This window comes from Shewanella oncorhynchi, from assembly GCF_012584455.1.
GTDB classification, from domain to species: Bacteria; Pseudomonadota; Gammaproteobacteria; order Enterobacterales; family Shewanellaceae; genus Shewanella; species Shewanella oncorhynchi.
Genome location: NZ_JABAEB010000002.1, coordinates 162,628 through 187,049, shown reverse-complemented (window position 1 = coordinate 187,049; position 24,422 = coordinate 162,628). Strand labels below are relative to the sequence as shown.

The following is a 24,422-nucleotide window of genomic DNA, read 5'->3' as shown; positions in this document are numbered from 1 at the left end:
ATTGATTTTACACTGGAATGATTAAGTATTTGAGGGGGGATAACGGGGTTGAGTAGCAAGTTGGATATTATCCAACTTGCTCAGATTTGGCAGGTTTAGCACAGAACGAATTTGTAAAACAAACCCGTGAGAGCAAGGGTACTTAGATCTAGTTACTTCGATTTATTTTGGTAGAAATCCACCTCTGTATTATCGTCCGAGTAACGTCGCTTAGTATCTCTGCGGCGCTGTTTCACGCGTTTATTCTTTTGCTTACCTTTGACGTTATCGCCCCATGGCGCATCATCGTCGTCAAATTCATAGGAGTGTGACATGGTCAAAATTCCAAAAATACCTGTGCCATTCGCAGCACCCGATCTTTTTACCCAAAGGAGAGATGAAGCTAAAGCGAAATATTTCATCACTGATGGTGAAAAGTTTTGTCCAAAGGCTATATCTTGCCACTGAAATGGCCGCATCTGAGATTTTAATGGGGAATGTGTGGATTATCCTTATGATAATTAAAGGGTAAGTGTAATTATCATCGGAAATTATATTATATGATTGAAACTGGCGCCCAGAATGAAAGGCGCCAAGTTTTGATACAAAATAATGAGTTAGTGTTACTTGCTGCGCAGCATACGCGCGACAAACATACCATCACTATTCGCTTCAAAGGGCCAAACGGTCAACATTTCTGTTTGTTCACCCGTAAAAGGATGGCGTATCGGCGTGAGCGTGAACTCTGGATGTTGCTGTAAAAACGCCGTCACCACGTCTTGGTTCTCGAGCGGCGACAAGGAACATGTGGCGTAAACGAGGATGCCGCCCGCTTTAACTGCGCGGCTACTGCGGCTTAAAATATCGAGCTGTAACGCGGCTTTATCGGCCACGGCTTCAACACCATCCAACCAACGCATATCAGGATTACGTCGCCAAGTGCCAGTACAACTGCACGGGGCATCGACTAACACACCGTCGAAATGATCCGCTGGCACGGGGAGGGCATCGCTCTTCCAACGGGCAACGCTAATACCGTTAAAGTGGGCTCTTTGGGCACGTTTAGTCAGTTCTTCTAGGGCATTGGAGCGAATATCTGACGATATAATGCTGCCCGTAGAGGGTGTTTTATTATCAGCAGCCTTGGTCAACATCAAAGACCGCAGCTGCAGGGTTTTGCCGCCTGCACCACTGCAGGCATCCCACCAATGGGCATCGGGTTCTGGCGCGCAAATTTGCCCTATAACCTGTGAAGCCAAATCTTGGATCTCAATGTTGCCGTCTTTATACAGGGCTATTTCATTAAGATTCATACTCTTGCTGCCAAGGTTAATGGCATCGTTAAAGTAATGACCATAACTAGCATCGATACCTATCGCTTGCAGCTGCGCCGCCGCATCTTGACTCGTGATCCCTTGCGCGCGGCCCCAAATCGGCGGGCGACTAGACATAGCAGCAATTAATTGGGTTTGCTGCGCCGTATCTACAGGGCACACTTGCCAGAACCACTCGGGTAATAAGTCCTGTGGTTTAAACTCAGTCGCGGGAAATAAATACTGTATCAGTGCCAATTTGTCGTCGAGACTTTCAACGGTAAGCGCTTGAGCTTGCTGATAATCGATGGGCGAATGTGATAACTCATGCCAAGCGCTAGCAATATCTTGCCATGCGTGAGCTTCCAATAGGGCACTGGCGCTTAGGCTGGCAAAATAAGTCGCTGATTCTTGTTGATCGCCTACTCGCTGAAACCACCCCCACCAGCGAAATAGACTAAATAAGGATTCACGAATGACTTTACGGTCCTTCGAGCCGTGTTTTTTATGTTCTCTAAAGTAGTTGGCCAGAATACGGTCGGCGGGCATTTTACTGCTTTGAATTTCATCGAATAATTGCTTAATTGTACTGGCGTAACTGAGTGCACGTTTTTGCGCTGGAGTGCTCGCCTCTGCATCTAACGCTGACGATGTGTTTGAGTTGGATGCTTTACCGGAAGAGAAGCTGCTTGGATTACCCATAAATTTAGCCTAGATCATGCTTCTGTGACTGCGCCTTATGTAAGAGGTGTAGCGAACAGAGGGGAAAAATAAGTGGCGCAGAGTGTAGCAGTTTTGCCCGATAACAGGCAGAAAAAAAGCCCCAAAGTAGTATCAACTTGCAGGGCTTTTTGTGGTTGGGTCACTGAGACTCATGGTGCATTCAGTACCAAAGGGTTATTTGCAGGCTATCGCTCAATTACCGCTTGGAAGGTGATTATTTCGTCACCATCTTTTGGATTTGCTTAGCCCGTTCTTCATCACTCATTTCCACCGGTGGTGGCGTAACTATGCCTTTTTGGCACGCGGGTCTGAGTGCTAATTCATCTAACCAACGTTGCAAATGTGTCAGACCTTCCATATTGATGCCGCTCCACTCGTGGATCCGCACCCAAGGCCAAGTTGCGATGTCGGCAATCGTGTATTCGTCACCAGCAAGGTATTGATTTGTAGCTAGTTGAGCATTCATAACCTCGAATAAACGTCGACCTTCTTTTTGATAACGTTCTATTGCTGCAGGGATTTTTTCAGGGAAGTACCTAAAGAATACGTTGGCTTGTCCCATCATGGGGCCGACGCCGCTCATTTGGAACATTAACCACTGGATCACCTGTGAGCGCTTTTTCGGATCGGCTGGCAGGAATTTACCTGTTTTTTCGGCGAGATACAGCAGAATAGCACCCGATTCGAATACCACAAAATCTTCGTTATCGCGGTCGATAATGGCGGGAATGCGACCATTGGGATTGATGGCGATAAACTCGGGCTGTTTTTGCTCACTGGTGCTGAAATCTAATTTATGGACGCGATATTCAAGTCCCATTTCTTCCAGTGCGATGGAAATTTTAAAACCGTTAGGGGTCGCGGCTGTGTATAAATCTATCATGATGATTCCTTTAGGTTATAACGCTTATAGCTACTCACTTTAGGGCCTATTAAGGCATTCGTGCCGCTATTTTGTAGGGGTTAGCGATACTATGGCAGGACGCTGCGCCATAGTGATGAACCAAGCCTTGAGATGCGGCAAGCTGTCAGTGACTTCAATATCTAAATTCTTAATAAAGCTGATAAAAACGTAAGCCGAAATATCGGCAATGCTGAATGCATCGCCTGCCACAAAGGCTGATGTGTTCAATTGTTGGTCTAAGGTTGGTAGGAAGTCAATGACCCTTTGGCGTGATTCTGCGCCCCAAGACTCGACACAATTTTCCCTGTCTTTATAGACACCGCTTAAATTACGAAAGGCTTGAAACCCAACCATTAATCCTTGTAACTCTATGATACGTTGCCACATTTCTACTTTAGCGCGCTCAAGTGGAGTATTGCCAAACAGCGAGTGAACACTTGGGTGGATTTCTTCTAAATAGCGGCAAATGGCAACGGATTCACACAGGTAGCTGCCATCATCGAGTTCGAGCAGTGGAATGCGGCCATTTACACTTTTGGCTTTAAACTCGGCGCTTAAATTTTCCCCTCCACGGATATCGACGTTCACTCTTGGTACTTCTATGCCTTTTTCCGCAAGAAAAATACTGACGCGGCGTGCGCTGGGAGTCGGAGCTAATTCGTAGAGTTTCATCTAAAGTCCTGTAGTTTTTATCAGTGCTTTATGCTCGATTCGGGCATATAAGGCTTTAACGGAACGATCGGTTAGGTTAGAATTTACGCTATATCTAAACGAACAGTCAAGAATGATTTACCCCTCAACTTTCTGTAGTAAAGAGGAATGGTGAAGCTGATCGTGAACGCGTATTCAAGAGATTAGGTCGCAGGCTATGGCACGGAGTTGTAATTTTGATCGGCAAGAAAAACTCATATTGGCGATGGAGCTTTTTTGGCAAAAGGGCTTTGCCAAAACCTCGATTTCCGATCTCGTCGGCCATTTAGGCATTAATCGATTTAGTCTCTATAACAGTTTCGGCGACAAGCAGAATCTTTACCGCGAGTGCCTCCGTTTTTACCTTGATCATTACTCTTTTGGCGCTTCAGATACTTTGCTGCATGAAAAAGCGGGCTTGGCTGAAATAGAAGCTTATTTAGCGCGCTTTGTTGCTTTGCAGCGGGAGCAAAAGTACGGCTGTTTTATGCAAAATGCCGTGCTCGAAAAGAGCCTTAACGATGAAAGTGTGCTGCAGGAATGTCAGCGATTATTTTGTCGATTACAGACCTCATTCACCCAAGTGTTACAAGTTTGCCAAGCGCGTGGAGAGCTATTAGCCCATGTGCAACCACATCAAGTTGCTGCTTTTTTAGTGCTGCAATTACAAGGGATTAGAGTGTTAGGCAAGGCGGGCGAATATGAGTTGTTAGACAATGCGTTTGTTGTATTGCAAGACTATTTACGTAGTTTGAGTGCTAATCAGACGGCATAACTGCAAATGACATAGTTTGATTGGCCTAGGTTTTTGCCTAGGCCATGTTTTTTAGAAATCTATTTTTTAAAAGTTTATTTTTAAAAGTCTATTTCTAAAAGTCCAAGTCCAGCGCAAAACACAGATAGGCCATCAGTTGAGTGCAGTGTGCAAACTGCTCGGCACAAAAACTGGCTGCATCTGGGCGGCAGAGTTCCTCAAAGGCGATATTTTTAACTGCGATAAAATCTTTTCGTTTTAGCTCTATCAGCATAGGGTGGTTTTTATCAAATCCCTTTGGTGGTCGAGTTAAGCTATCGCCATCCATATTAAATCCATGACTTTGTAAGGTTTGTAGCGCCTTTTTATAGCCGTTGGGATTCTCATCGATGCAAGTGCGAATGGCATTTAAGGCTTTCGATTCTGGGTGCCAAATCCCTGCGGCAATAAAACAGCCATCTTCGGCAATGTGTAAATATAGTCCCGGCGCATGTACGTCTTTGCCCTGAAAATGGCGAAATTGAATGCCAACATTGGTTTTATAGGGCGTTTTATCTTTGCTAAAACGGCTGTCTCGCTGGGGACGCATCAAGCTGCCGCCGACTTTTTTTGGTACGGCAGTGAGCCTAGGCGAGAGGGCGAGAATACTGGGCTGCATTTGTTCGATAAACTGCAGCGCAGGCGTTCGCACTGTTTCTTCGTATTCCGCCTGATGGGCTTTAAACCAGTCGCGGGAGTTGTTTTGTGCCAGTTGATTTAAAAATTGCAGGCTCGCAGCGCTGAACGTTGCACCAGTCGCAATAGGGATTTTAGTTGTTAGAGTGGCCATTATCAGGGAACCTTATTAATGCAGATAAACCGAGCATAAGCAGTATTAATGCCGATTGAGGAGCAAGGTGAGTTGCTGACATACCCTCCCGTATCGCCCGCTCGTTCTTACTCACGATAGTTAAGACACTATAGTTAAAACACGATAGTTAAGACTGCCAAGTTGGGTGCCAATACTGCCATCCTTCGGCAAGATCTTCACTTAAATTTTTGCATTGTGCCGCTTCTACCTTGTTTTCAATAAGTCGGTTATTTACACGTAAAGCTAAGTGAGAACTATTCTTATCTTGTTCGTTAGTGCCTATAATGCCGCCCTATTTTTAGATTGGTTTGTTAATAGGATGACGTTGAATGGGTTGCCTGCCTAAGTGTGATAAGTGGAAAGCGAATAGAAATCTGTCGCTCATGGGATTATGTATATTGCCCTCAATGCCGTTGTACGCCGCTGAGGTATTGGGCGAGCCTAAGGTTGAGCCGATTGAGATCCTGCAGGTTCATGGGCAGCAATATCGCAGGGTATTTACCGTCGCTAAACCCGGTGAAGCGATTATTTCCATGGATCAAATCGAGGAGATGCAGGCGACAACTTTCGCCGAAGTGATCGATGATATGGCGGGGGCGCATGTCGATGGTGGTACCCGCAGCGGCGGTGAGCGGATTAATATCTGGGGCTTTGGCGAGACTGAAGATTTTAACGTTTATGTGGATAATGCTCCGGTGGGATTTGAGCAGTATCGCTACGGCTCATTTTTCCTCGATCCTGACCTCATCAAACGAGTGGAAGTGATCAAAGGCGCCCATGATGTGCGCTCGGGCAATGGCGGTTTTGGTGGTGCCATGTATGTGGTCACTAAATCGGCTGATGATTTTCTTAAATATGATCAATCCCTTGGCGCGCGAGTCAAAACCAGCTACGCCAGCAATAATGACGCTATGGGTTATACGGGGACAGTTTATGGCCGCGTGAATTCACATCTATCTGGCTTGCTGCATCTTACGCGTCGCGATGCGGGGGATGTGACTTTAGCCAATGGTGAAGAGTTTGAATATTCAGGTTATGAGCAAAATAACTACCTAGGTAAGATGGATTACGCGCAGGGCGATCACCAATTAGCCTTGAGCGTGACCCATTATCTTGATGAGGGCCGCAAACCTTGGGCTAATCGCCGTGGCCCTATGCCTGCCATCTCAGACTACAACATCAAAAAGTACGGTTCCTACGAGCAGGCTCTGTATGCCACAACCGCCTACAACACCTATGAAGATAACACTTGGTCGGCTAATTATCGCTATTCGCCGAGTAATCCCCTGATCGATACTCAAGTGGTGATTTCCCATTCGGCGAATGCACGCCACTGGGTAAGACCCGATATCGCGTGGGAGAAAATGACGGTTTCCGTAGGCAACTTCGGCCACGAATCTTGGCTAGATTATAAACGTGACTACATTGATATCAACAACTTGAGCTTGATTGGCGACCATGAGATCACCACAGGATTACAGTACCGTAGTCTTGACCGCACTTCGTTAGTGTTTAACAAAAGTTATGAAACAAATCCCGAGAAAAACTTTGGCTGGTACACACCTTATTATCAACCTGAAGGCCGTCAAGATACCTATGCTGCCTATATTCGCGATGCAATTCATCTTACTAATGACTTAACTGTGACTCCCTCACTGCGATATGACTTTATCTACAGCATAGGTCGACCAAATATAGCACCAGATTACAATGATATTGCTGCGGGCCATGATTATAGCTCAACCCATCATTCGGGATTCTCACCAAGATTAGGCATAGATTATCAACTGACAAATCACGCTCGGTTAAACTTTGATTACGCTTATAGCTTGCAAGCCCCTGTGGTGGATGAGATTTATGCCGTGCAATACGCTAAAGCCAGCATTACCGGCACGAGCCGCGACATTGATGTCGAACGCTTACATGCCTTCAAATTAGGCCTAATGACGCAGCATCAGCATGTACTTGCCAATGAGGATGCCTTGTCGACGCAAATCACCCTGTTTGCCAATTTAGGTCGTGATGATATTGCCCAGCGCCGCGGAGCTAAGTCTGATAAAACCCAGCTAATTCAAAGTGGTTACACAAATCTTGATGGTTACCATATTTACGGTGCCGATTTTGAAGCCCAATATCGCTATCAAGATGTGTTCAGTGATCTTGCGGTTTCATGGCTGCAAGGACAGCACAATGGGTCACTCAGAGACAGCCAAGATGACGATGAATATTTAGCTAACATAGCCCCGCTCGATATTCGTCTGCGTTTAGGCATGTATATCACAGATGACATTTCTATCGCTTGGCAGGGCGCTTGGTATGATGCGCAAACCAATGTTCCCCACGGTGATATCTTTAATGCCGAGTCTCCAAGCGAGAATTATTTCCTACAGAATGTGTATCTCGCCTATGAACCTCAAGCCATCTTAAAGGGATTAAGTGTGCGTTTGATGGTAAAAAATCTTACGGATCTGCAAGTGGTGCCGTTTCTCTCCGATGGGATCCCCGCAGCTGGGCGTGATGTTCGTTTGAGTTTAGCCTATGAATTTTAAAGACTAATCACTAAGGCTGTGTGGACTAGGCATATATAGCTCATAAAAAATAGGGTTATATTGCCTCAGCCCCCTGCCGAAAAATGCCAGTTTATGGCATAATCCGCGTTTTACTAGGCATATAGAACAGAAAAATGACTGAAAATGAATTGCTAAGTCGCTGTGGCGGCAAGTGTGAACTGTGTGGCAGCGAGCTTGAACTCTCTATTTATGATCTGCCAGCCTCCGATGGCCGTGACAATGAGATCATGATTTGTGAAACCTGCAGTGGCCAAATTGCGGCACCGGATACCATGGACATGAACCACTGGCGTTGTCTGAATGACAGCATGTGGAGTCCTGTACCGGCAGTTCAAGTGATGTCATATCGTATGCTTAAGCGCTTAAATGGCGAAAGCTGGGCGCAAGATTTGCTGGATATGCTTTATCTTGAAGACGATTTAAAAGCGTGGGGTGATGCCGAAGTTGCCGCAGCAGGTGACGATGCTACGCCAACGTTAGACAGTAATGGTGCAGTGCTCAATGCTGGCGATACTGTGGTCATCATCAAAGACTTAAACGTGAAAGGCACTAGCTTTGTGGCTAAGCGTGGCACAGCTGTGCGTAACATTGCTTTGACCAACAACCCAGAGCATATCGAAGGCCGTGTTAACGGTACTCGTATTGTGATTCTGACGTGCTTCGTTAAAAAGTCTTAAGTTTCGCTTAGTGTGAGCGCGATTTATTTAGCTCAACACAATAAAAACCGCCATGATCGTTAGCCGACATGGCGGTTTTTTTATGTTGAGTTAGGTAGTTAAGATACGCAGCGGGTGATTTGATATTGGCGTGCATAGCCCTGCGGATTAAATTGCCAAGATAATATCCATGCGATCACACTTAAGCCTCCGAGTAATAACCAAGCACTGTTAAAGCTGTTGAAGTTATCGCGAATTAATCCGGCAATCCAAGGCGAGATGGCCGCTATGGTATATCCCACACCTTGTACAAAGGCGGTTAATTTACCTGCTAACATAGGATTTTGTTGATGATCCATAGTGACAATCAGCCCGAGTGGAAAAATCCCGCCAATACCTAATCCTGCAAGTCCCGCCCATAAAAATAGCGATACTTGAGGGGCGAGTGCGAGTCCCATAAAGCCAATGAGTTGTAGCAAGCAGAGTAGGGCTATGATGGTGCGTCTGTCCGTCGACTTGCTGGCAAGCCAAGGAAATACTAAGCCCGCGATCACTTCCATGCTGGTTAAGAAACCTAACACTAATCCCGATTGAGTTTGGCTATAACCTAGCTCGACCGCGTAGGGGGCTAACCATGCAAGTACGCAGACATAACAACTTGTGCCTAATGCAAAAAATATCGCCAATAGCCAACTGCGACGAAAACGCCAAAAGTTAAGTTGCAAAGTTTGCTCTTTTGCTTGGCTCGGTAATGTGGCTTTATGTTTAATCAGGAGCCACAGCACGAGTGCGAATATGCCTAGCCAAGTCCAATGACCTAGACCCGCGCGCCAACCTAAGTTCATCCCGATAAAAGGCGCACTGCTCGCCGCTAATGCGGCGCCGCCCATAATTGCAGTGACGTAAAGCCCCATCATTAAGGGCACCCGTTCACCGAAATTAAGCTTAATCATGGCGGGCATTATGGTTTGAATGAGGGCGATTGCGACCCCTGCCAGTAATGCCGAGCAGATAAGCCAATTGGCATCTATCGCCCAGAAGCGCATTGCAGTAGCGGCGATAAGCAGTAGCAATGATCCTGTCATTACGGTATTGAATCCTAAGCGTTTGGCGATACTAAAGCCTGCAAAACAACCCAGTCCCATGGCGAGCACGGGCAGCAATGTCAGCATAGACGCTAAGGTAAAACTTAAACTGATATCCTTTTGTATGCTGGGCAGTAAAGGCCCAACGGAGGCGAGAATGGGCCGTAGATTTAGACCAATAAGGATGAACGCGAGTCCGAGCAGCAATAAATTCGCTTTCTCTGTCAGGGGGGATCGCATGGATTGTCTCCAAAAATAAGCTGAGTTTGATTTGCTGAAAAAGTGATTTGTAGCAGCATTTAGCATACTCATGATGATTTCCTTTCAACAACAGTAGGTTGAAACCACATCACTACAATTCAAAAAGAATCTCTTTCAGATGTATCTTGATATAAAGATATTTTAATTCTGCGAGAAAATGACTAAGATGTAAAGAATGATGTAAAGAATCTTTATATTGAGATAAACCTATGACAGCTAAAATGACGCTAACTAATGCCAGTCCTGCGGATACTAACGCGAGTTCTACGGATAAAAAGAAAGCGGCTTCGAATACTAAAGAAGATGGCCTCGATAGAATTGTTGAACAGTGGCAACAGCAAGGGGTGAGTGAGGATTTGATCCCTATGGCTGTGCTCGGGCGAATCGCTCGTTTAACGAAATATATCGAAGTGGTACTGCTGCAATGCCACGCCGAATTTGGCTTAGGTCAGGGGGAGTTCGATGTGCTCGCGACGTTAAGGCGCTCGGGAGAGCCGTTCATACTCTCGCCTTCGCAACTTTATCAGAGCATGATGCTAAGTTCTGGCGCTATGACCAGTCGTTTAGACAGACTCGAAAATAAGGGGCTGATTGAGCGGGAGCACAGTAAGGAAGATCGCCGCGCCGTCCATGTCTCGTTAACTGCTGAGGGTAAGTCGCTCATTGATAAGGCATTACCTCAGCATATTCAATGTCAAAGTGCGTTGTTCGCGGGCGTGAGTGCTGAAGATAGGCCTGTGTTACTGCAGATTTTAAAATCTTGGCTGAACCAATTTGAGCCGCAATAATTCGTTTAAAATCCCACTTTAGTCTTTAAAGTCGGCTGATATGTAATAGCGGATCACTTTGGCAAAATGCGGTAAACATGAGCCAACCGCGCGGGATAACATTTGATAGAACAAGGGAGTTGCCATGGTAAAAAGACGTGAAGCATTTGAATTAGCGGGAAAACGAGTCACAGCTGGGACGCAATTAGGGATCAAGCTGCCTGCCGCTAAGTTGTATACCGATACGCAACTCGATATTCATGTGGAAGTGTTTCACGGAGCCAAACCTGGCCCGACTTTACTGGTTTGTGCCGCCATTCATGGGGATGAACTCAATGGTATCGAAATTTGTCGGCGTTTATTAGCCAGAGTGAATCCCAAGAATCTGACGGGCACGTTAATTGTGGTGCCAATAGTGAATGTGTTTGGTTTTATTCAGCAATCCCGTTATTTACCCGATCGTCGTGATTTAAATCGTTGCTTTCCTGGTTCTAGCAAAGGGGCGCTCGCAAGCCGTTTAGCTAATCTGTTTGCCACTCAGTTATTAGTTCATGCAACCCATGTGATTGATTTACATACTGGGGCCGTCCATAGGGATAATTTGCCGCAAATTCGCTGTGATACTAATGATGAGACTATGCTCGCCATGGCGAATGCCTTTGGTGCGCCGCTTATTATGCATTCTAAAGCGCGCAGTGTTTCTATGCGAGGTTATGCTAATCAACAGGGCATTCCTTGCATTTTATATGAGGCTGGAGAGGCGTTACGTTTTAGCGAGTTGTCGATAAAATCTGGCCTCAAAGGTGTGCTCAATGTGATGCGCAGTTTAGATATGCTTAAAGGGCGAGTGAGTAACAAAGGCGCGAGTGTCAGTGCTATTCGCAGTTATTGGGTTCGCAGTGAATCCGATGGTTTAGTGAATATGAAGCTTAAACTTGGCCAGCGGGTGACTAAGGGTTATATCATTGCCCATATCGTCAGCCCCCACGGCGGTGACAGTGTGGCCATTCGCGCGCCAACCGACGGTATTATCATAGGAATAAGTAATATCCCTGTGACTAACGAAGGTGAGGGTATGTTTCATATCGCCCAGTTCGAAGGTGACGAGATTGAAATTGCCAACGAACAACTCGATGAATTCCTGATGGAATATGCCTAGATTCTAGGTCCCATCACCTCTACAATTTAAACCGCTCTACTGAGCTGGTGAGTGAATGGGCAAGCAGAGTGACTTTGTTACTGCGTTTGGCCATGTCCATGGCTTCATTGGCATTTTGGTCTGCAGATTGTGCCGCTTCACTCATGCTCGACTCAATCCGCTGGCTGTAATTTAACTGCTCGTGGGCGGCGTGGGTGATCTCTAGACTCATTTTATTGAGGGTATGTAAGGTGCTTTCTATGTGAGCGATAGCATCCTGCAGGGTTTGGCTTTGTCCGACACACTCATTTGCTTGATTTTGCCCCGTAGTAATTGCATCGGCTGCCGTGGACGTTTCTTTTTGCAGGGCCGTGATCATGGTTTGAATTTCGGCGGTGGCGGCTTGGGTGCGTGAGGCAAGTGATCGCACTTCATCGGCCACGACAGCAAAACCACGACCATGTTCCCCCGCTCTGGCGGCTTCAATGGCGGCGTTCAGTGCCAGCAAATTGGTTTGTTCGGCAATGCTGCTAATGGTGGTTAAAATGCTGCCAATATTATCGCTTTGAATGCTCAAGCGAGACATGACTTCAACTGAGCTACTTAAACGGGCGCTCAGTTCGGCAATTTTATTGCGATTATCATCGGCAATTTGCTTCACTTGATTACCGTATTTCGAGGCTTGACTGATTTGTCTCGCCGACTCACTGGCCTGTTCTGTCACTAGATTTGAGCTAGTAAACATCTGTTCTGCTAAGGCTTTCGTTTCATCGACTCGACTGATTTGCGCCGTTGCGGCATTGGCGATGCGCTGGCCTTGCTCATTGGTTTGGGTGGCAGAGCTGTCCAATGAATGGGCATTTTGGCTGATATTGGTTAACAGCTTGGCAAGATCGTCACTCAAGGTATTCATGTTATCGATTAGGGTACCAAATTCATCATTATGGCGTTTATGAATGCGTTTAGATAAATCCCCTCGGGCGATACTGGCGAGTGCGCCGTTCACTAAGGCCAAGGGATTGAGCATGGCCTTGGAGGTGAAGAAAGAGATAAAGCTCACCATGATGATAAATACCAGTGCTAGTACAATCGCTAAGGTTTGACCCTGTTGAATATCATTACTGGCGATGGTTTGCAGGCTGGTAAATCGGCGGTCGGCTAAGTTGATTAACTTATCTAAGGCGAGATTATTCGCATTAAACTCTTTATCGGCATCGAGGTAATGTTGCTCTGCTTGTCGTTGTGCCTCAACTACGGCTTCCTGCACTTTATAAAGTTCGGCAGGCGCTGCGAGTAAAGTATTGATAATCGCATATTCTTGCTCGAATATTTGCAGTAATCCTAAGGTATCAAGCCCATCAGTTTGTTGTTTTAAAAAGGTAAAGTTAGTGGTGAGATTTCCCAGTAAAATACCGACATCCTGTTGGTGCGATTGAATAACATCCAAACTTTGAGTGTGGATCAGTTCCCCCATAGTGTTGGCTAGTGTATAGAGCATGTCGTCAATGCGAGTACCTGTGCCGACAATTTCTTCGAGTAAAGTCGGATTATCGGGGATGGAAAGAGTTTCGAGATCAATCATCGCATTACTGGCGTTGGTCTTGGCATGGTTAAAGCGCTCAAAGAGTTGCAGGTACTGCCGTTTTGCTTGTTCATTGGCGAGTTTAGCGCTAAACATGGCTTGGCTTTGCTGCAAATAGGCTTGATATCTTGCCTGCGCTTCGTTTAGGGATGTTTGCATCTTAGGTTGATCTGCAACTCTCTCAATTAACTCATTTTCGATACTTTGATATTTCTTCTGCAGCGCGGTAAATGCTTGCTGACTTTTGGTTAAGGCGGCAGTGTCTTGCTGACTATGGGCCAAGGTGGCAAGGCGTGACATTTTTAATAGCACTAGTTGTAAGCTATTACTCTGCTTTTGCACGGGTACGGCTAAGGTTTCAATATTTTGATAGGCGGTTTGTACTTGGGAGAGTGAATAGTAGAAAAAGTTACTACCAGCGATGAGCAGCGCGCCAATTGCACTAAAACTAAAGATGATTTTTTGTTTTATGGTAAGCGTTAACATAGTGCGAAAACCTCTTCTATGACTGTCCCTGTAAAATGGGTTTATTAATGGTTAGATCGCTGTTTTCGTTGAAATATTGATTTAAGTGTAGCAGAGTTCGTCATAAGTACAGTGATTAGTTCAATTGAACGTTTAGATTTAATTTAGGTTAACTAGTTGGTTTTATTATTTAAAATAATTTCAACCCTATCTTGAAAAGGATTAAAGATGAAATCAGTCGTGTTAGGTGAAAACCATATCGTACCGACAAAAATTCTCTGCATTGGGCGTAACTATGTTGAGCATATCCATGAATTAGGTAACGAAATCCCCGAGGATATGGTGGTATTTTTAAAGCCCAACTCGGCCATTTCGACTGTGCTTCATTCTGAGCATCAAGGGGAAACCTTGCATTATGAAACCGAGCTGTGTTTTATGTTTCAAAATGGCCGTTTCAGTAGCGTCGCCGTCGGTTTAGATCTCACAAAACGTGATTTGCAAACTAAGTTAAAAGCTAAGGGATTGCCTTGGGAGCGAGCAAAAGCCTTTGATGGTGCAGCGTTATTCAGTCCGTTTGTGGCGATTGATGATGCAGAGGCACAGCTGCATTTCACCTTGAGTATCAACGATAACTTGGTCCAAGAGGGGCATATCGATTTAATGATTTACAAACCTCAGAGCATATTGTCCGAGCTACAGGCATTTATCAGTCTCGATGAGGGCGATATTGTAATGACAGGCACGCCTAAGGGCGTGGGAAGTATTCCCGCTAAAAGTGTATTCAACGTGACGCTGAGCCGGGGTTTGCAAGCGAGTGCTGAGCCCTTACTCGAATGGCAATGGTTAAGTGTTTAGTGTTTAGTGATAAATCGCTGAGTAGCTCGCATGATTGAACCTGATGACGTAAAAAAGACTGCTGTATTGCAGGTGTCAATTTGCCAGCCTCTGCAACAATTTTTGCTTGCGTTAGGGGCGAGTCAAGCTGCTGTTGAACGTTACTTACCACAGTTTAAAGCGTTGAACGTGCCGGCGGAAGAGGTGCTTCTTAGCCAAGGTGAGGCGCAGTCACAGGCATATTTTGTTGTGGATGGTATAGTGCGCGCTTGCCATTATACTCAGGAGGGCACAGAGCGCTGTAAGGAGTTTTATTTCGAGGGTGAATTGTGTTTTTTGTATGTCAGTTGGCTTAAGCAAATTCCCGCTCGTTACCAATTAGAAGCCTTAAGCGCCTGTAAACTTATCCAAATGCCACTATCCCTATTGGATGATACTTCGCTGCAGTCAGTGCAACTTGGGTTACTTAAACAGCAATTATTGTATAAAGAACAAAAGGAAGCCTTTTTACTGCTGCACACACCTGAGCAACGTTATCTGTATTTACGCGAACATTCACCACTTTGGCTTGAGCGGTTAAGCCAAGGTCAGCTAGCTAATTATATTGGCATTACGGCAATCAGTTTGTCGCGTATGCGTAGACGACTTCAAGACTCTCTTTAACGGTTTTTGCTCCCAGTTAACTTAAGTTAATGCGCTAAAGCGCGATTCCCATGATGCTGCGCCTTAAGTTGCGCTCTCAAGTCTACAAAGCTTTCAATCAGAGTGCGCATTATTACTTAAAGCGAAGGAGCTTAATAAGTTGACTGCGTTTACTTTGTCTCAAATTTTGGTGGCGATAGCCATTATCTTCGATCTGATTTCGTTTCAATTTAAGGCGCGGGAGCGGATAGTCGCCTGCCTTTTTGTGTCTGGCATCTTGATTTCAATTCATTTTTGTTTGCTGGAGCAATGGACTGCCGCAGGCTTAATGGGCATAGCCACAGTGCGTTATCTCACCAGTATTTTTACCACCTCAAAAGTAGCCCTATGGTGTTTCTCTATTGCTGCACTTGTGATGAGCATTGTGACCTTTAATGGGGTAACGACTGTGATCAGTTGTATAGGCACCTTGTTTCAAACCCGCGCCGCATTCTGTCAAAGGGATAAAGATCTCAGACTGCTTATGATAGTCGGAACCAGTTTTTGGCTCGTTCACAATGCCTTAGTGGGATCGCCTGTGGCAGTGTTAATGGAGGTACTCTTTATTGGCAGTAATTTGGTGGGCTATTATCGACACTATTTTCGTGGGCAGCTTAAGCAATTACCGTGATCAGTTTAAATAATCTCATTGATAATTAGAGATATTTATTTTTATAACGGCTAATCACAGGGGACTGTTGTAATCGTCGCTTGGCCGTCAATGTGAGGCTAATTCCAGTGTGGGTTGGCTCTGGAATGATTAGAGTCCCGCGACGGCTTCCATATCGAGTTCGATATCAGTGCAGCCTTTAGCACAGTAAATTCCTGCGGCTTGTTCTGCCTTTGCCTGCTCAGGCAATATGACTTTAAGTGTCTGTTTACAGCTAGGACATTGCACTGGCTTACCTTTAAATACCCGTTTAATCAGATTTTTCTGCTCATTGAACGAGGTCGCTGTGCTTTGGTTTAACACGGCAAAGGGGCTAGTAGAAGCAGTTGTCATCGGTTGGCGGATCCTTAGGCTTGATAAAGTATTATCACGAGACTGTCATCGCGAATAGCGAGATTATAGCCTGAGTTGCGCTGTTATTGAAAAGCCTCAATGTAAGCTCATGCTTAACCCATCGATCAGTGGTATTAATAGTCAATTAACGTATCGACCATCACATGTGATGGCCGACATTGTGCGAGAAACGACTAGAGGGTGTTTTGCCAAGTCGATGGGCGAGAGTAACGTGCGCCATCTTTGACTCTAGCGCGGATGTGTTTGACATCATTAAGCTTGAACGCTTGGCGGTAGCTTAGCCAAGGTCCTGAGTCGAGTTGGTATTCCAACTCGGCATTGGGATATAAGCTATTGAGCACTAACTGCTGATGTTCAACACGTATTCCAGGCGGTGCTATGCGGTAGAAAACTCCTGCTTTTGCTAACTTAGGTTGCACTTTATTGGCGTAAACCGCAGCGAAAACTTGCCAATCCTGTTTGAGGACTTGCTCGGCTTGGCCATTGAATTGGCGGGCAAAATGTTGAGTTTGCTGACTATAGATTTTACCTTGATAATCATAGGCTAATTCCCATGGTGCCTTATGCCATGCCCGTTCGGCGAGGGCGACCATGCGCGGGAATAACATGTATTCTGCTTGCTCGTCCGATTGCACCATTTCGCTCCAAAGGTGCCCCTGTAAGCCGTAAAACCTGTGTCCCGGTTTGAGCTGGCTGTGGCTATCGTCCGACACAAATGGCTGATTTAAGCTATTGCGCCAGCGCTCGGCATGTACAGGCAGATTATCGGGCATAAAGCTAAACACCTTAAAACTGTCTATTGCCCTCGAGGCCCAATGATTGCCGCGCTCATCTGGATGGCTAGCGTAGGGGAAATCGAAATAGGTGACTTCTGGCGTTGAGATAACGACCTTCCAGCCAAGATTTGCTTGCTTATGGGCGATTTGATGGCCGTTGTCTGAAATCTGCGACCAAGCGTTAGATTGCACTTGGGCGGGCATGTTTTCGGGACGCACTTCACCCATACCATCATTCCAACCAGCGGCAATAATCCCTTTCTCTGCCAGCATGTTAGCAACGCGCTCGATAAAGTAACCATTGAGCGAATGCAGTCCGGCTAACTCATCGACTTTTTGTTTTTTCATTGCGATACACGCAGGGGATTCTACCCAAGCGCCTGCGGTTTCATCGGCGCCTATGTGGTAATGCACTAAAGGAATGCCTACGGCTTGGTGCATCTTTTTAACTTCATCAATCACAGTATCGATAAAGTGATAAGTGCTCGGCAGACACACATTGAGTGTGTTGTCGTGGTAATACTGAATTGACGAATATTGGGTTTTATCTGTAAATTCAGTCAGTAAAAACTCCTCCGCCTTAGCTTTGTCTCCCTTGGCGAGGTAATGGTGATAACGCGCCTCCATGGATTTTATCGCTGCGCGGGAATGCCCCGGCATGTCCAGTGAAGGGATCACTTCGATATGGTGAGCATCAGCCAGTTGTAATATTTCTTGGTATTGCGCCACGGTTAAGTAGCCATCGACGGGGTTAACGTCCGCTATGCCACTGCCCAGTTGTGGCAATAAACAGGTTTGCTCGGTTAAATCGAAACAGCGTTTTGCACCCACATCGGTCAGTTCGGGTAAGCCGGGGATGGCTAAACGCCAGCCTTCATCGTCGGCTAAGTGCAAGTGCAGCTTATTGATTTTATAGGCGGCGAGCTGTGGGATAATGCGTTTAATAAAATCGAGCGAGTGAAAGTTACGGGCTAAATCGATATGTAGGCCGCGAAAGGCGTAGCGAGGCTGGTCTTGGATCTCGATGGCGACCAGTTGATCGTCACTTAAACTGATCAACCCTGCAAGGCTTTGTAGACCGTAGAAGAGTCCCGCCTCACTGCCCGCTCGAATACTGATTTGCTCAGCCGTTATGGTTAACCGATAGGCTTCGCTGCTTTTAATTTCACTATCATGGGCTTCAGTGCTGGCGACTTTAGGAGCTTGAGTATCGAGCTGTAATAACAGCGGTGTGCCTTTATCCTTGGCCGCAAAGCCTAAACTGGCGAGGTAATCAAACGCCGCCTGCCGTCCCTTAAAATCGACAGTTGCAGCCGTGAGTCGATAACCTTTAGCAAGGGATAAAGGCGCTGAGTTTAGGCTTTGGCTATGAAGTGGCGTGGGGATGAGTTTGCCGCTAATGTCAGGTGCTTTGTCTGCGGCTAAGGCTTGATATTGCTCTGCTAAATATTGGCCATCGGCAAAGGGGGTTGCATCGTTTTTTGCCAGTAAGAATTGTTTCTCGGCATTAAAAGGCGCGAGGTAGTCTTGCTCGGCTAAACCCGTTTCTGGATCGCGCCTTGTTTGAGTGCTCTTTATGACCTGCGCCTTATCGCCCATAGCGACAAAGAAGTTTGGCATAAACTCGGAACGGGTGATTTGGCTGCCTTTGCTATAAAACTCAATACGATAAACTTGATTGGCGACGAATCCCTTAAAGCTGGCTTTAGGAGTGATTTTATGTAAATCGCCATTGATATGCTCAATGCTAAAGTCACCCGCATCGACGAAATAAACGGGCGATAATTGGCTGAAATAAATTTTCCAGTCGCCGTGATTTAACTCTTCGCTGGATAACTTGTCGTTCGATAGCTGAGTGGGCAAGGTCAGCTCAATGGCAGAGCGATAGCATTGGGCTTCTTTAGCGGGACAGGTTTCAAGATAACTAGCGGTTAGCTGATAATTTAATTGGAGCTTATCGGCCAATTGATTCAGCGCGACATGATTTGCCTCCTGCACAGCATTGGCGGCCAGTACTGATGGCATCGCAAGTATTGAAAGCACCGACGCCACGGGAAGCACTGCCATCACGCCGCTGACTAAGGCTGTCTTAATCCTCTGCCACTTTATCATCCCTTTCTGTGTTATTTGTCCTTTCACTTAGCTGAGTCCTTTTGTTGTAAAAACCACTGCGCGGCACCTATGAGGGCTGCATTGTGATGTTGGCTGGCTGAAATCGTCAAGTCTGTCAGTTGCGGGCCATAGACTAAACTTTGCAATTTCTGTTTAAGCGCTTCAATAAAAAAGGGAAAGCTTTGGCTGACTGAGCCGCCAAGGATGATATCTTTAGGATCGTATACCAGTAAGGTTTGGGCGATCATGTGCGCCAAGTGTTCGCCAAAATGGGCGAAGGCTTGTAGCGCTTGGCTGTTACCTTCACAGGCTTTTTGGTACAAATGCTCGCCACTCATGTGATGATGAACGGTGAAGTATTGCCCAGAGCAGTAGTGCTCAATAATGCCATCACGATAACTCAAACTGCCGATTTCACCTGCGGCGCAATGTTTACCCGAATACAGCTGACCATTAAAAATCACCCCTGCGCCTACGCCAGTGCCTAAGGTAATCCCGAGCATGTCTTGATTGCTGTTGAGCACAGCTTCGCCAAGGGCAAATAGGTTAGCGTCGTTATTCACAACAACATCCATTTCAAAGGTATTTTGCAGTTGCTGGGCTAACTGCGTTGCCGTTAATGCAGGGATGTTGAGCACTTCGAGTAAGGTGCCGCTCTGCATATCCACCATGCCGGGTATCCCGATGGAAATACCATAGGTTTCAGGTGTGAGGTGGCTGTGGATACAGGTCACGAGGAAATCGAATAACTGTTCGAAATTGCCATCGGCGGGAACGGGATACCGCCAAGTGTCGAGTAAGGTTTTACCTTCCACCTGTGCCAACATCAGTTTAGTTCCCCCAAGATCTAAACATAGGACGCTCATAATAGCTTGTTGCCTCTCGTGTTGTTTGTTGCCATCGGCTCGTCATTCTTTGAGGCCGCTTTTGTTGAAAATAGGGTGGTGTTTTTAATCAAGGGACGAGCCGTTAGGGCCACATAACCTATGTAAGCCATAGGGATTAACAGCACTAACATCCCGAGCCGTAACTCGCCGGATAGCTCACTGATAACACCAATGATCGGCGAGATAAACGCGCCGCCGATAATGCCGGTACAGAGAATGCCGGCGAATGATCCATGATCTTGAGTGCGCGAATTGAGCGCCAACGAGAAGATCACCGACCACATGATAGAAATGAAAAAGCCAACCAATGGGAAACAAATTAATGCTAGTTGGCTCGGTCCCCAAATCGCCACCAGAAAACAAACCAGTGAACTAAGGGAAAAACTGAGCAGCAAGATCTGACTGTCGATGAGTTTAAGTAGCAGTAAACCGAGTAGGCAGCCGAGCGTCATGTAAAACCAAAAATTGCTAACCACATTGGCGCCGACACTTAAGGTGTCAAGGCCATGATATTGCAGCAAAAAGACTGAGATGCTGTTAGCGAGCCCTTGCTCAAGCGCAACGTAGGCGGCGATAGCGAAGAAGAATTTCAAAACGGTTTTATCTTTGAAAAGGCGTAAATGGGTCTCGAGGGCACCTGCCGACTCATCTGTCAGTTTATTCACTTTGGGCATCTTCACTAAGCTGGCAAAGAGCACCATGGCGAGCGCGACCACGGCGAATAACCAGTACATGGCGAGCCAACTCATGTTCTCGGGCAATAGCTGTTGCACATAGTTGGCGGATGCAACACTGGCTTGATCTAAGGCGACAAAATGCTGATACACCAGCGGCGCTAAGGTCGCGGCGCCGCCAAAGGCGAGTTGGGCTAGAACAGAGAAAAAGGCAAAATGCTCTGGCCCCGCGGCTTGGCGCAGTAAGGGATTCACTGCTACCTGCAATAAACTCATGCCAGTGCCAATACAAAACAGGCTAAACATGGCGATGCTAAAGGTGGGCAGACACACAAAAGTCACGGCGCCGATAAACGCGAGGCTAAAGGCTAAGATGATCACCCGTTTTTCACCGTACTTGTCCACCAAAATTCCCGCAGGAATCGATGTCACTCCGTAGGCGATAAAAAACGCAAAGGGAAATAACCCCGCCAACGTCAGGCCGATAGCATAACTGTCAATTAACGCAGGGAAAATCGGCCCCATACTGTTGGTCATCAAGGAAATCACAAAGAAAGTACAGAGGACAAACAGAATGATGAGTTTGTGTTTCATGTGCTTAGCCAATTGAATGAAGTGAAATTCATTGTGGACTGACACTCGCTATGGCGGTGATACGAATGGTGCCTCTGTCGATACTTTTCTCACATATGCAAATCCTGTTCGCGCAGATTTGGCTGATTTACATCAGGTGCAGTTAATACGAGCTGTAGATACTGGCGATAGATACGAGTTGCAGATAGCTGCTGCGGATAGGCATAGATAAAGCTGTGTTTTAGTATCTGCTGATAAAGTGTTTACTTGTAAAATAGTTACCTTTAATTAACATTGGATAGAATAGTATTAGAGTAACGGAGTTGAGTATCACAGTAGGGCTGACTTGCTATAGACAATAGTGCGCGAGGCACAGCGATTTCGCCGAGCTGATAGGTCAAGGCTGGCATTTAAAAATAAGGTCTAAGTGATTGAATAATTTAACAGGATGGAATAACGGCTAGCTTGAGTGAGTGGCGTTGATGTGTAAGGGCTGATTGAAGCTAAGGTAAAGGAATGAGTAACTGGAGTTTAATGGATGAAACCTCTGTGTGAAAAAGTGATCCCCGATGAAAACAGCTCTTGGCGTTACTTTCGTTATGAATGGGACCACATGGATCTCAACTGGCATTATCACCCCGAGTACGAAATCTGCTTAACCCTCAACAGTTATGGCATGCGTTATGTGGGCGATCATATTGCCCGCTATGGCGATTATGATTTAGTGATCATCGGTCCAGACATGCCCCACGGCTGGCAATCCGAGGCTAACCTTGATGTTTTAACTAACGAGGTTTCAAAGAACGATTGTTTGAAAGGCGGCGCTTCAACTGCGGTCGGTTTGAAAGAGCCCGTTTTGATGGGCTTCGCTTCGAAAAGTCGAGTGAAGGAAGTCGTGTATGTGGCGCAAATTCCCGCAGCCTGGCTACACCAAATTGTGAATGAGCAGCGCGAGTTAGCATCCTTGCATTCGCTGTTGACCCATGCCAAACGGGGCGTGTTGTTTAGTGAGGAAACGGCGCGCAAGGCCCATAGCGTGTTTATCGCGATGGAGACGGCTAATCCCTTTAAACGCTATATATTGTTATTGGAATTATTAGCATTATTACAACAGGATAGTCAGCAAGAACTCTTGTCTAGTACCTTGTTCACTCACGGCAGTAAGCTCGACTTTACTGTGAAAAAGCTCGATAAAGTGATTGAGCATATTTATGACAATTACACTCAGGCCTTGTCGGCACAGGATTTGGCAAAGTTAGCGCACATGAGCACCAATCACTTCCATCGCTTCTTTAAAAAACGCACCGAGAAAACCTTAACTGAGTTTATCAATCAACTCCGGATCGCTAAGGCGTGCAAGTTATTACTCTCGAACCAGAGCCCGATTTCAACCATCAGCGATCAGTGTGGTTTCAATAATTTATCTAATTTCAATCGACGCTTTATTCAATTTAAAGGCGTTACGCCGAGTCGCTTTCGTCAGCGCTTTAGCAGTAAACAAAGGGCGATTTAACCCTTACTATCACGAATGCTTAGGCTGAAAATACTGCTCCACTAAGGTTTGGCAGTATCTTATTGCCTGGGCGGTGATGTCCGCTGAAATCGGCTCAAATGGGCGCTTCAGTTCGGGGTCGTGGTAATCCATTCCAGCTAACAGCGCATACCAAGAGGGGCGAAAGTAGGCGAGTTGCTGATCGTATTGGTAAAGCAGTAAATCAAAGTCTTCCCCTTGATACCAAGCTTGCAATAGTTGCGTCAGCCTTTGGGAAATGGCGACTTTTCTCGCTGCCACCCAATAAGGTTCGCTGCGCTGACTGGTGACATAATGGGCCTGAATGTAATCCTTTATGCCGAGCACTAACTGCATTACTGCTTGATTTAATGTTTGTCGACTTAAGGTCTCTGCCTGCTTATTCAATTGATAGCGCTCGAATAACGACATAAATTTTTCAAGGGTGAATTGGGTCATCATGATCGACGTGGCTTCGAGCGGTTCGATAAAACTTTGCGCAAGTCCTATCGCCAGCACATTGTTGTGCCAAGCCTTGTCACTGACACCGACCCGCATTTTGAGAAACCGTACTTGGGTTGATTCAGGCAGATTAACACTGTGCAATAATTCCTTGGCTGCGGCATTGGCACTGAGGTGGCGACTGCTATAAACATAGCCATTGCCAAGCCTGTGGGTTAGGGGGATTTGCCATAGCCAGCCTGCACTGAGCGCCGTGGCGCGGGTATGGAACTTGGCTTGCTGTGCTTGGGTTTGCAATGCATTGTTTTGTAGATCATGGGTTTGCTGTGTTTGAGTGGAGTCCATTAATGCAGGAACAGGAACAGTGACGGCGCTGTCGTTGAGCAGTTCATTGGCGAAGGATTGAAAGGGTACGCCTAGGGTTTTATGAATTAACTTAGCGCTAAAGCCGCTGGCATCGATAAAAAAGTCGGCGTTAAGTCGTTCGCCATTCGCCAGCATTAAGGCGTCTATATGTTGGTTTTGGGTTGTTGAAACTTCAATGACATCGCCGATGAGGTGTTTTACGCCGCGTTGGCAAGCGTATTCTTTTAAGTAGTTGGCAAGTTCAGTGGCATCGAAGTGATAGCCGTATTCGTTAGCGTAGGGCAATGCTTTATTCGGCCTTGGGCTGAGATTGCGTTTCGCCAATACACCACTCGAGAAAAACGCATCGGGTTTAACGGCACTGCCATGACCGCGGCGTCTTGCATTGGCGTTGATAAAGAAAACTTCAGCGGGTTTCACATCCATTTGACAATAGAAGGGGTGAAAATATTGCTGCCCGTCCCCATTCCAGTTGATGAAATCGATGCCAGTTTTATAGCTGGCGTGGCATTGTTCCATCCAATCTTTTTCGCTAATGCCTAAGTTGTCCATAAAGCGTTTCAAGTGTGGCGTTGAACCTTCACCAACGCCTATGGTGCATATGTTGTCCGATTCCACTAAACAGAGCTCAATGGCGGCAAATACGGGGTTATTCGCTAGGGCAGCCGCTGCCATCCAACCTGCGGTGCCGCCACCTAAGATAATGATTTTTCTGATTGCTTGCTTCACTTTCATGGTTTATACCTCTGCATTATCAACGCAAAAAGCCGACCCTAAGGTCGGCTA

The 24,422-nt window shown here is 46.2% G+C and carries 21 protein-coding genes; 9 read left to right on the top strand and 12 right to left on the bottom strand.

All coding sequences use genetic code 11. The annotated features are described in order from the left end of the window. Nucleotides 1-152: 152 nt before the first annotated feature. From HGO26_RS03135 to HGO26_RS03120, 4 genes are all read right to left on the bottom strand, one after another. Nucleotides 153-314, bottom strand: a complete 162-nt coding sequence (locus HGO26_RS03135; RefSeq protein ID WP_006080915.1) for a hypothetical protein — start codon at nt 312-314, stop codon at nt 153-155. Nucleotides 315-602: 288 nt separating this feature from the next. Next, complete coding sequence (locus tag HGO26_RS03130; RefSeq protein ID WP_168823274.1) at nt 603-1,994, bottom strand: RsmB/NOP family class I SAM-dependent RNA methyltransferase; 1,392 nt, start codon at nt 1,992-1,994, stop codon at nt 603-605. Between the two features lie 235 nt (nt 1,995-2,229). Beyond that, entirely contained in the window at nt 2,230-2,898 is a 669-nt protein-coding gene (locus HGO26_RS03125; RefSeq protein WP_168823272.1) for a glutathione S-transferase family protein, read from the bottom strand. Nucleotides 2,899-2,964: 66 nt separating this feature from the next. Beyond that, nucleotides 2,965-3,591 carry a glutathione S-transferase gene (locus HGO26_RS03120; protein WP_168823270.1) on the bottom strand — a complete coding sequence of 209 codons (627 nt, stop codon included), beginning with the start codon at nt 3,589-3,591 and terminating at the stop codon, nt 2,965-2,967. A 196-nt stretch (nt 3,592-3,787) separates the two neighbouring features. Between HGO26_RS03120 and HGO26_RS03115 the strand changes: the two genes are divergently transcribed. After that, the gene (locus HGO26_RS03115; protein ID WP_168823268.1) at nt 3,788-4,384 is read left to right on the top strand and encodes a TetR/AcrR family transcriptional regulator; all 597 of its coding nucleotides are present in this window, start codon (nt 3,788-3,790) and stop codon (nt 4,382-4,384) included. 94 nt (nt 4,385-4,478) lie between these two features. Here the strand turns inward: HGO26_RS03115 and HGO26_RS03110 are convergent, their stop codons facing one another. Further along, on the bottom strand, nt 4,479-5,192 hold the full coding sequence (locus HGO26_RS03110; protein WP_168823266.1) for a DUF2461 domain-containing protein: 714 nt from the start codon (nt 5,190-5,192) through the stop codon (nt 4,479-4,481). A gap of 350 nt (nt 5,193-5,542) precedes the next feature. Between HGO26_RS03110 and HGO26_RS03105 the strand changes: the two genes are divergently transcribed. Together HGO26_RS03105 and HGO26_RS03100 are read left to right on the top strand one after the other, a co-directional pair. Then, nucleotides 5,543-7,762, top strand: coding sequence for a TonB-dependent receptor domain-containing protein (locus HGO26_RS03105; RefSeq protein WP_168823264.1), 2,220 nt, complete (start codon nt 5,543-5,545; stop codon nt 7,760-7,762). Nucleotides 7,763-7,896: 134 nt separating this feature from the next. Further along, on the top strand, nt 7,897-8,460 hold the full coding sequence (locus HGO26_RS03100; protein ID WP_011790067.1) for a PhnA domain-containing protein: 564 nt from the start codon (nt 7,897-7,899) through the stop codon (nt 8,458-8,460). A gap of 98 nt (nt 8,461-8,558) precedes the next feature. Here HGO26_RS03100 and HGO26_RS03095 read toward each other — a convergent pair whose 3' ends face one another. Further along, on the bottom strand, nt 8,559-9,764 hold the full coding sequence (locus HGO26_RS03095; RefSeq protein ID WP_168823262.1) for an MFS transporter: 1,206 nt from the start codon (nt 9,762-9,764) through the stop codon (nt 8,559-8,561). A 230-nt stretch (nt 9,765-9,994) separates the two neighbouring features. Here HGO26_RS03095 and HGO26_RS03090 point away from each other — a divergent pair, with 230 nt between their 5' ends. Both HGO26_RS03090 and HGO26_RS03085 read left to right on the top strand, forming a co-directional pair. After that, nucleotides 9,995-10,573 carry a MarR family winged helix-turn-helix transcriptional regulator gene (locus HGO26_RS03090; protein ID WP_168823260.1) on the top strand — a complete coding sequence of 193 codons (579 nt, stop codon included), beginning with the start codon at nt 9,995-9,997 and terminating at the stop codon, nt 10,571-10,573. Nucleotides 10,574-10,697: 124 nt separating this feature from the next. Further along, nucleotides 10,698-11,711: a succinylglutamate desuccinylase/aspartoacylase family protein gene (locus HGO26_RS03085; protein WP_028760658.1), complete on the top strand. Its 1,014-nt coding sequence runs from the start codon at nt 10,698-10,700 to the stop codon at nt 11,709-11,711. A 19-nt stretch (nt 11,712-11,730) separates the two neighbouring features. On the opposite strand, the gene HGO26_RS03080 is transcribed toward HGO26_RS03085, so the two are convergent. Beyond that, nucleotides 11,731-13,758 (bottom strand): methyl-accepting chemotaxis protein, encoded by a 2,028-nt coding sequence (locus HGO26_RS03080; RefSeq protein WP_168823258.1) that lies wholly within the window; start codon nt 13,756-13,758, stop codon nt 11,731-11,733. Between the two features lie 207 nt (nt 13,759-13,965). Between HGO26_RS03080 and HGO26_RS03075 the strand changes: the two genes are divergently transcribed. The 3 genes from HGO26_RS03075 (at nt 13,966) to HGO26_RS03065 (ending at nt 15,883) form a co-directional block, all read left to right on the top strand. Continuing rightward, on the top strand, nt 13,966-14,592 hold the full coding sequence (locus HGO26_RS03075; protein ID WP_168823256.1) for a fumarylacetoacetate hydrolase family protein: 627 nt from the start codon (nt 13,966-13,968) through the stop codon (nt 14,590-14,592). Between the two features lie 30 nt (nt 14,593-14,622). Next, complete coding sequence (locus tag HGO26_RS03070; RefSeq protein WP_168823254.1) at nt 14,623-15,234, top strand: Crp/Fnr family transcriptional regulator; 612 nt, start codon at nt 14,623-14,625, stop codon at nt 15,232-15,234. A gap of 139 nt (nt 15,235-15,373) precedes the next feature. Then, entirely contained in the window at nt 15,374-15,883 is a 510-nt protein-coding gene (locus tag HGO26_RS03065; RefSeq protein WP_028760654.1) for a YgjV family protein, read from the top strand. Nucleotides 15,884-16,012: 129 nt separating this feature from the next. Here HGO26_RS03065 and HGO26_RS03060 read toward each other — a convergent pair whose 3' ends face one another. The 4 genes from HGO26_RS03060 to HGO26_RS03045 form a co-directional block, all read right to left on the bottom strand. Continuing rightward, nucleotides 16,013-16,255 (bottom strand): hypothetical protein, encoded by a 243-nt coding sequence (locus tag HGO26_RS03060; RefSeq protein ID WP_168823252.1) that lies wholly within the window; start codon nt 16,253-16,255, stop codon nt 16,013-16,015. Nucleotides 16,256-16,449: 194 nt separating this feature from the next. Beyond that, nucleotides 16,450-19,191 carry a family 20 glycosylhydrolase gene (locus HGO26_RS03055; RefSeq protein WP_168823250.1) on the bottom strand — a complete coding sequence of 914 codons (2,742 nt, stop codon included), beginning with the start codon at nt 19,189-19,191 and terminating at the stop codon, nt 16,450-16,452. Then, nucleotides 19,188-20,030, bottom strand: a complete 843-nt coding sequence (locus HGO26_RS03050) for an ROK family protein (protein ID WP_168823248.1) — start codon at nt 20,028-20,030, stop codon at nt 19,188-19,190. Before HGO26_RS03050 ends, HGO26_RS03055 begins: the two co-directional genes overlap by 4 nt. Then, nucleotides 20,027-21,319, bottom strand: a complete 1,293-nt coding sequence (locus HGO26_RS03045; protein WP_168823246.1) for an MFS transporter — start codon at nt 21,317-21,319, stop codon at nt 20,027-20,029. Before HGO26_RS03045 ends, HGO26_RS03050 begins: the two co-directional genes overlap by 4 nt. Nucleotides 21,320-21,836: 517 nt before the next feature. On the opposite strand from HGO26_RS03045, the gene HGO26_RS03040 reads away from it, so the two are divergent. Continuing rightward, nucleotides 21,837-22,811 (top strand): AraC family transcriptional regulator, encoded by a 975-nt coding sequence (locus tag HGO26_RS03040; RefSeq protein ID WP_168823244.1) that lies wholly within the window; start codon nt 21,837-21,839, stop codon nt 22,809-22,811. A 9-nt stretch (nt 22,812-22,820) separates the two neighbouring features. Here the strand turns inward: HGO26_RS03040 and HGO26_RS03035 are convergent, their stop codons facing one another. Continuing rightward, nucleotides 22,821-24,371, bottom strand: coding sequence for a tryptophan halogenase family protein (locus HGO26_RS03035; RefSeq protein WP_168823242.1), 1,551 nt, complete (start codon nt 24,369-24,371; stop codon nt 22,821-22,823). Nucleotides 24,372-24,422 lie beyond the last annotated feature (51 nt).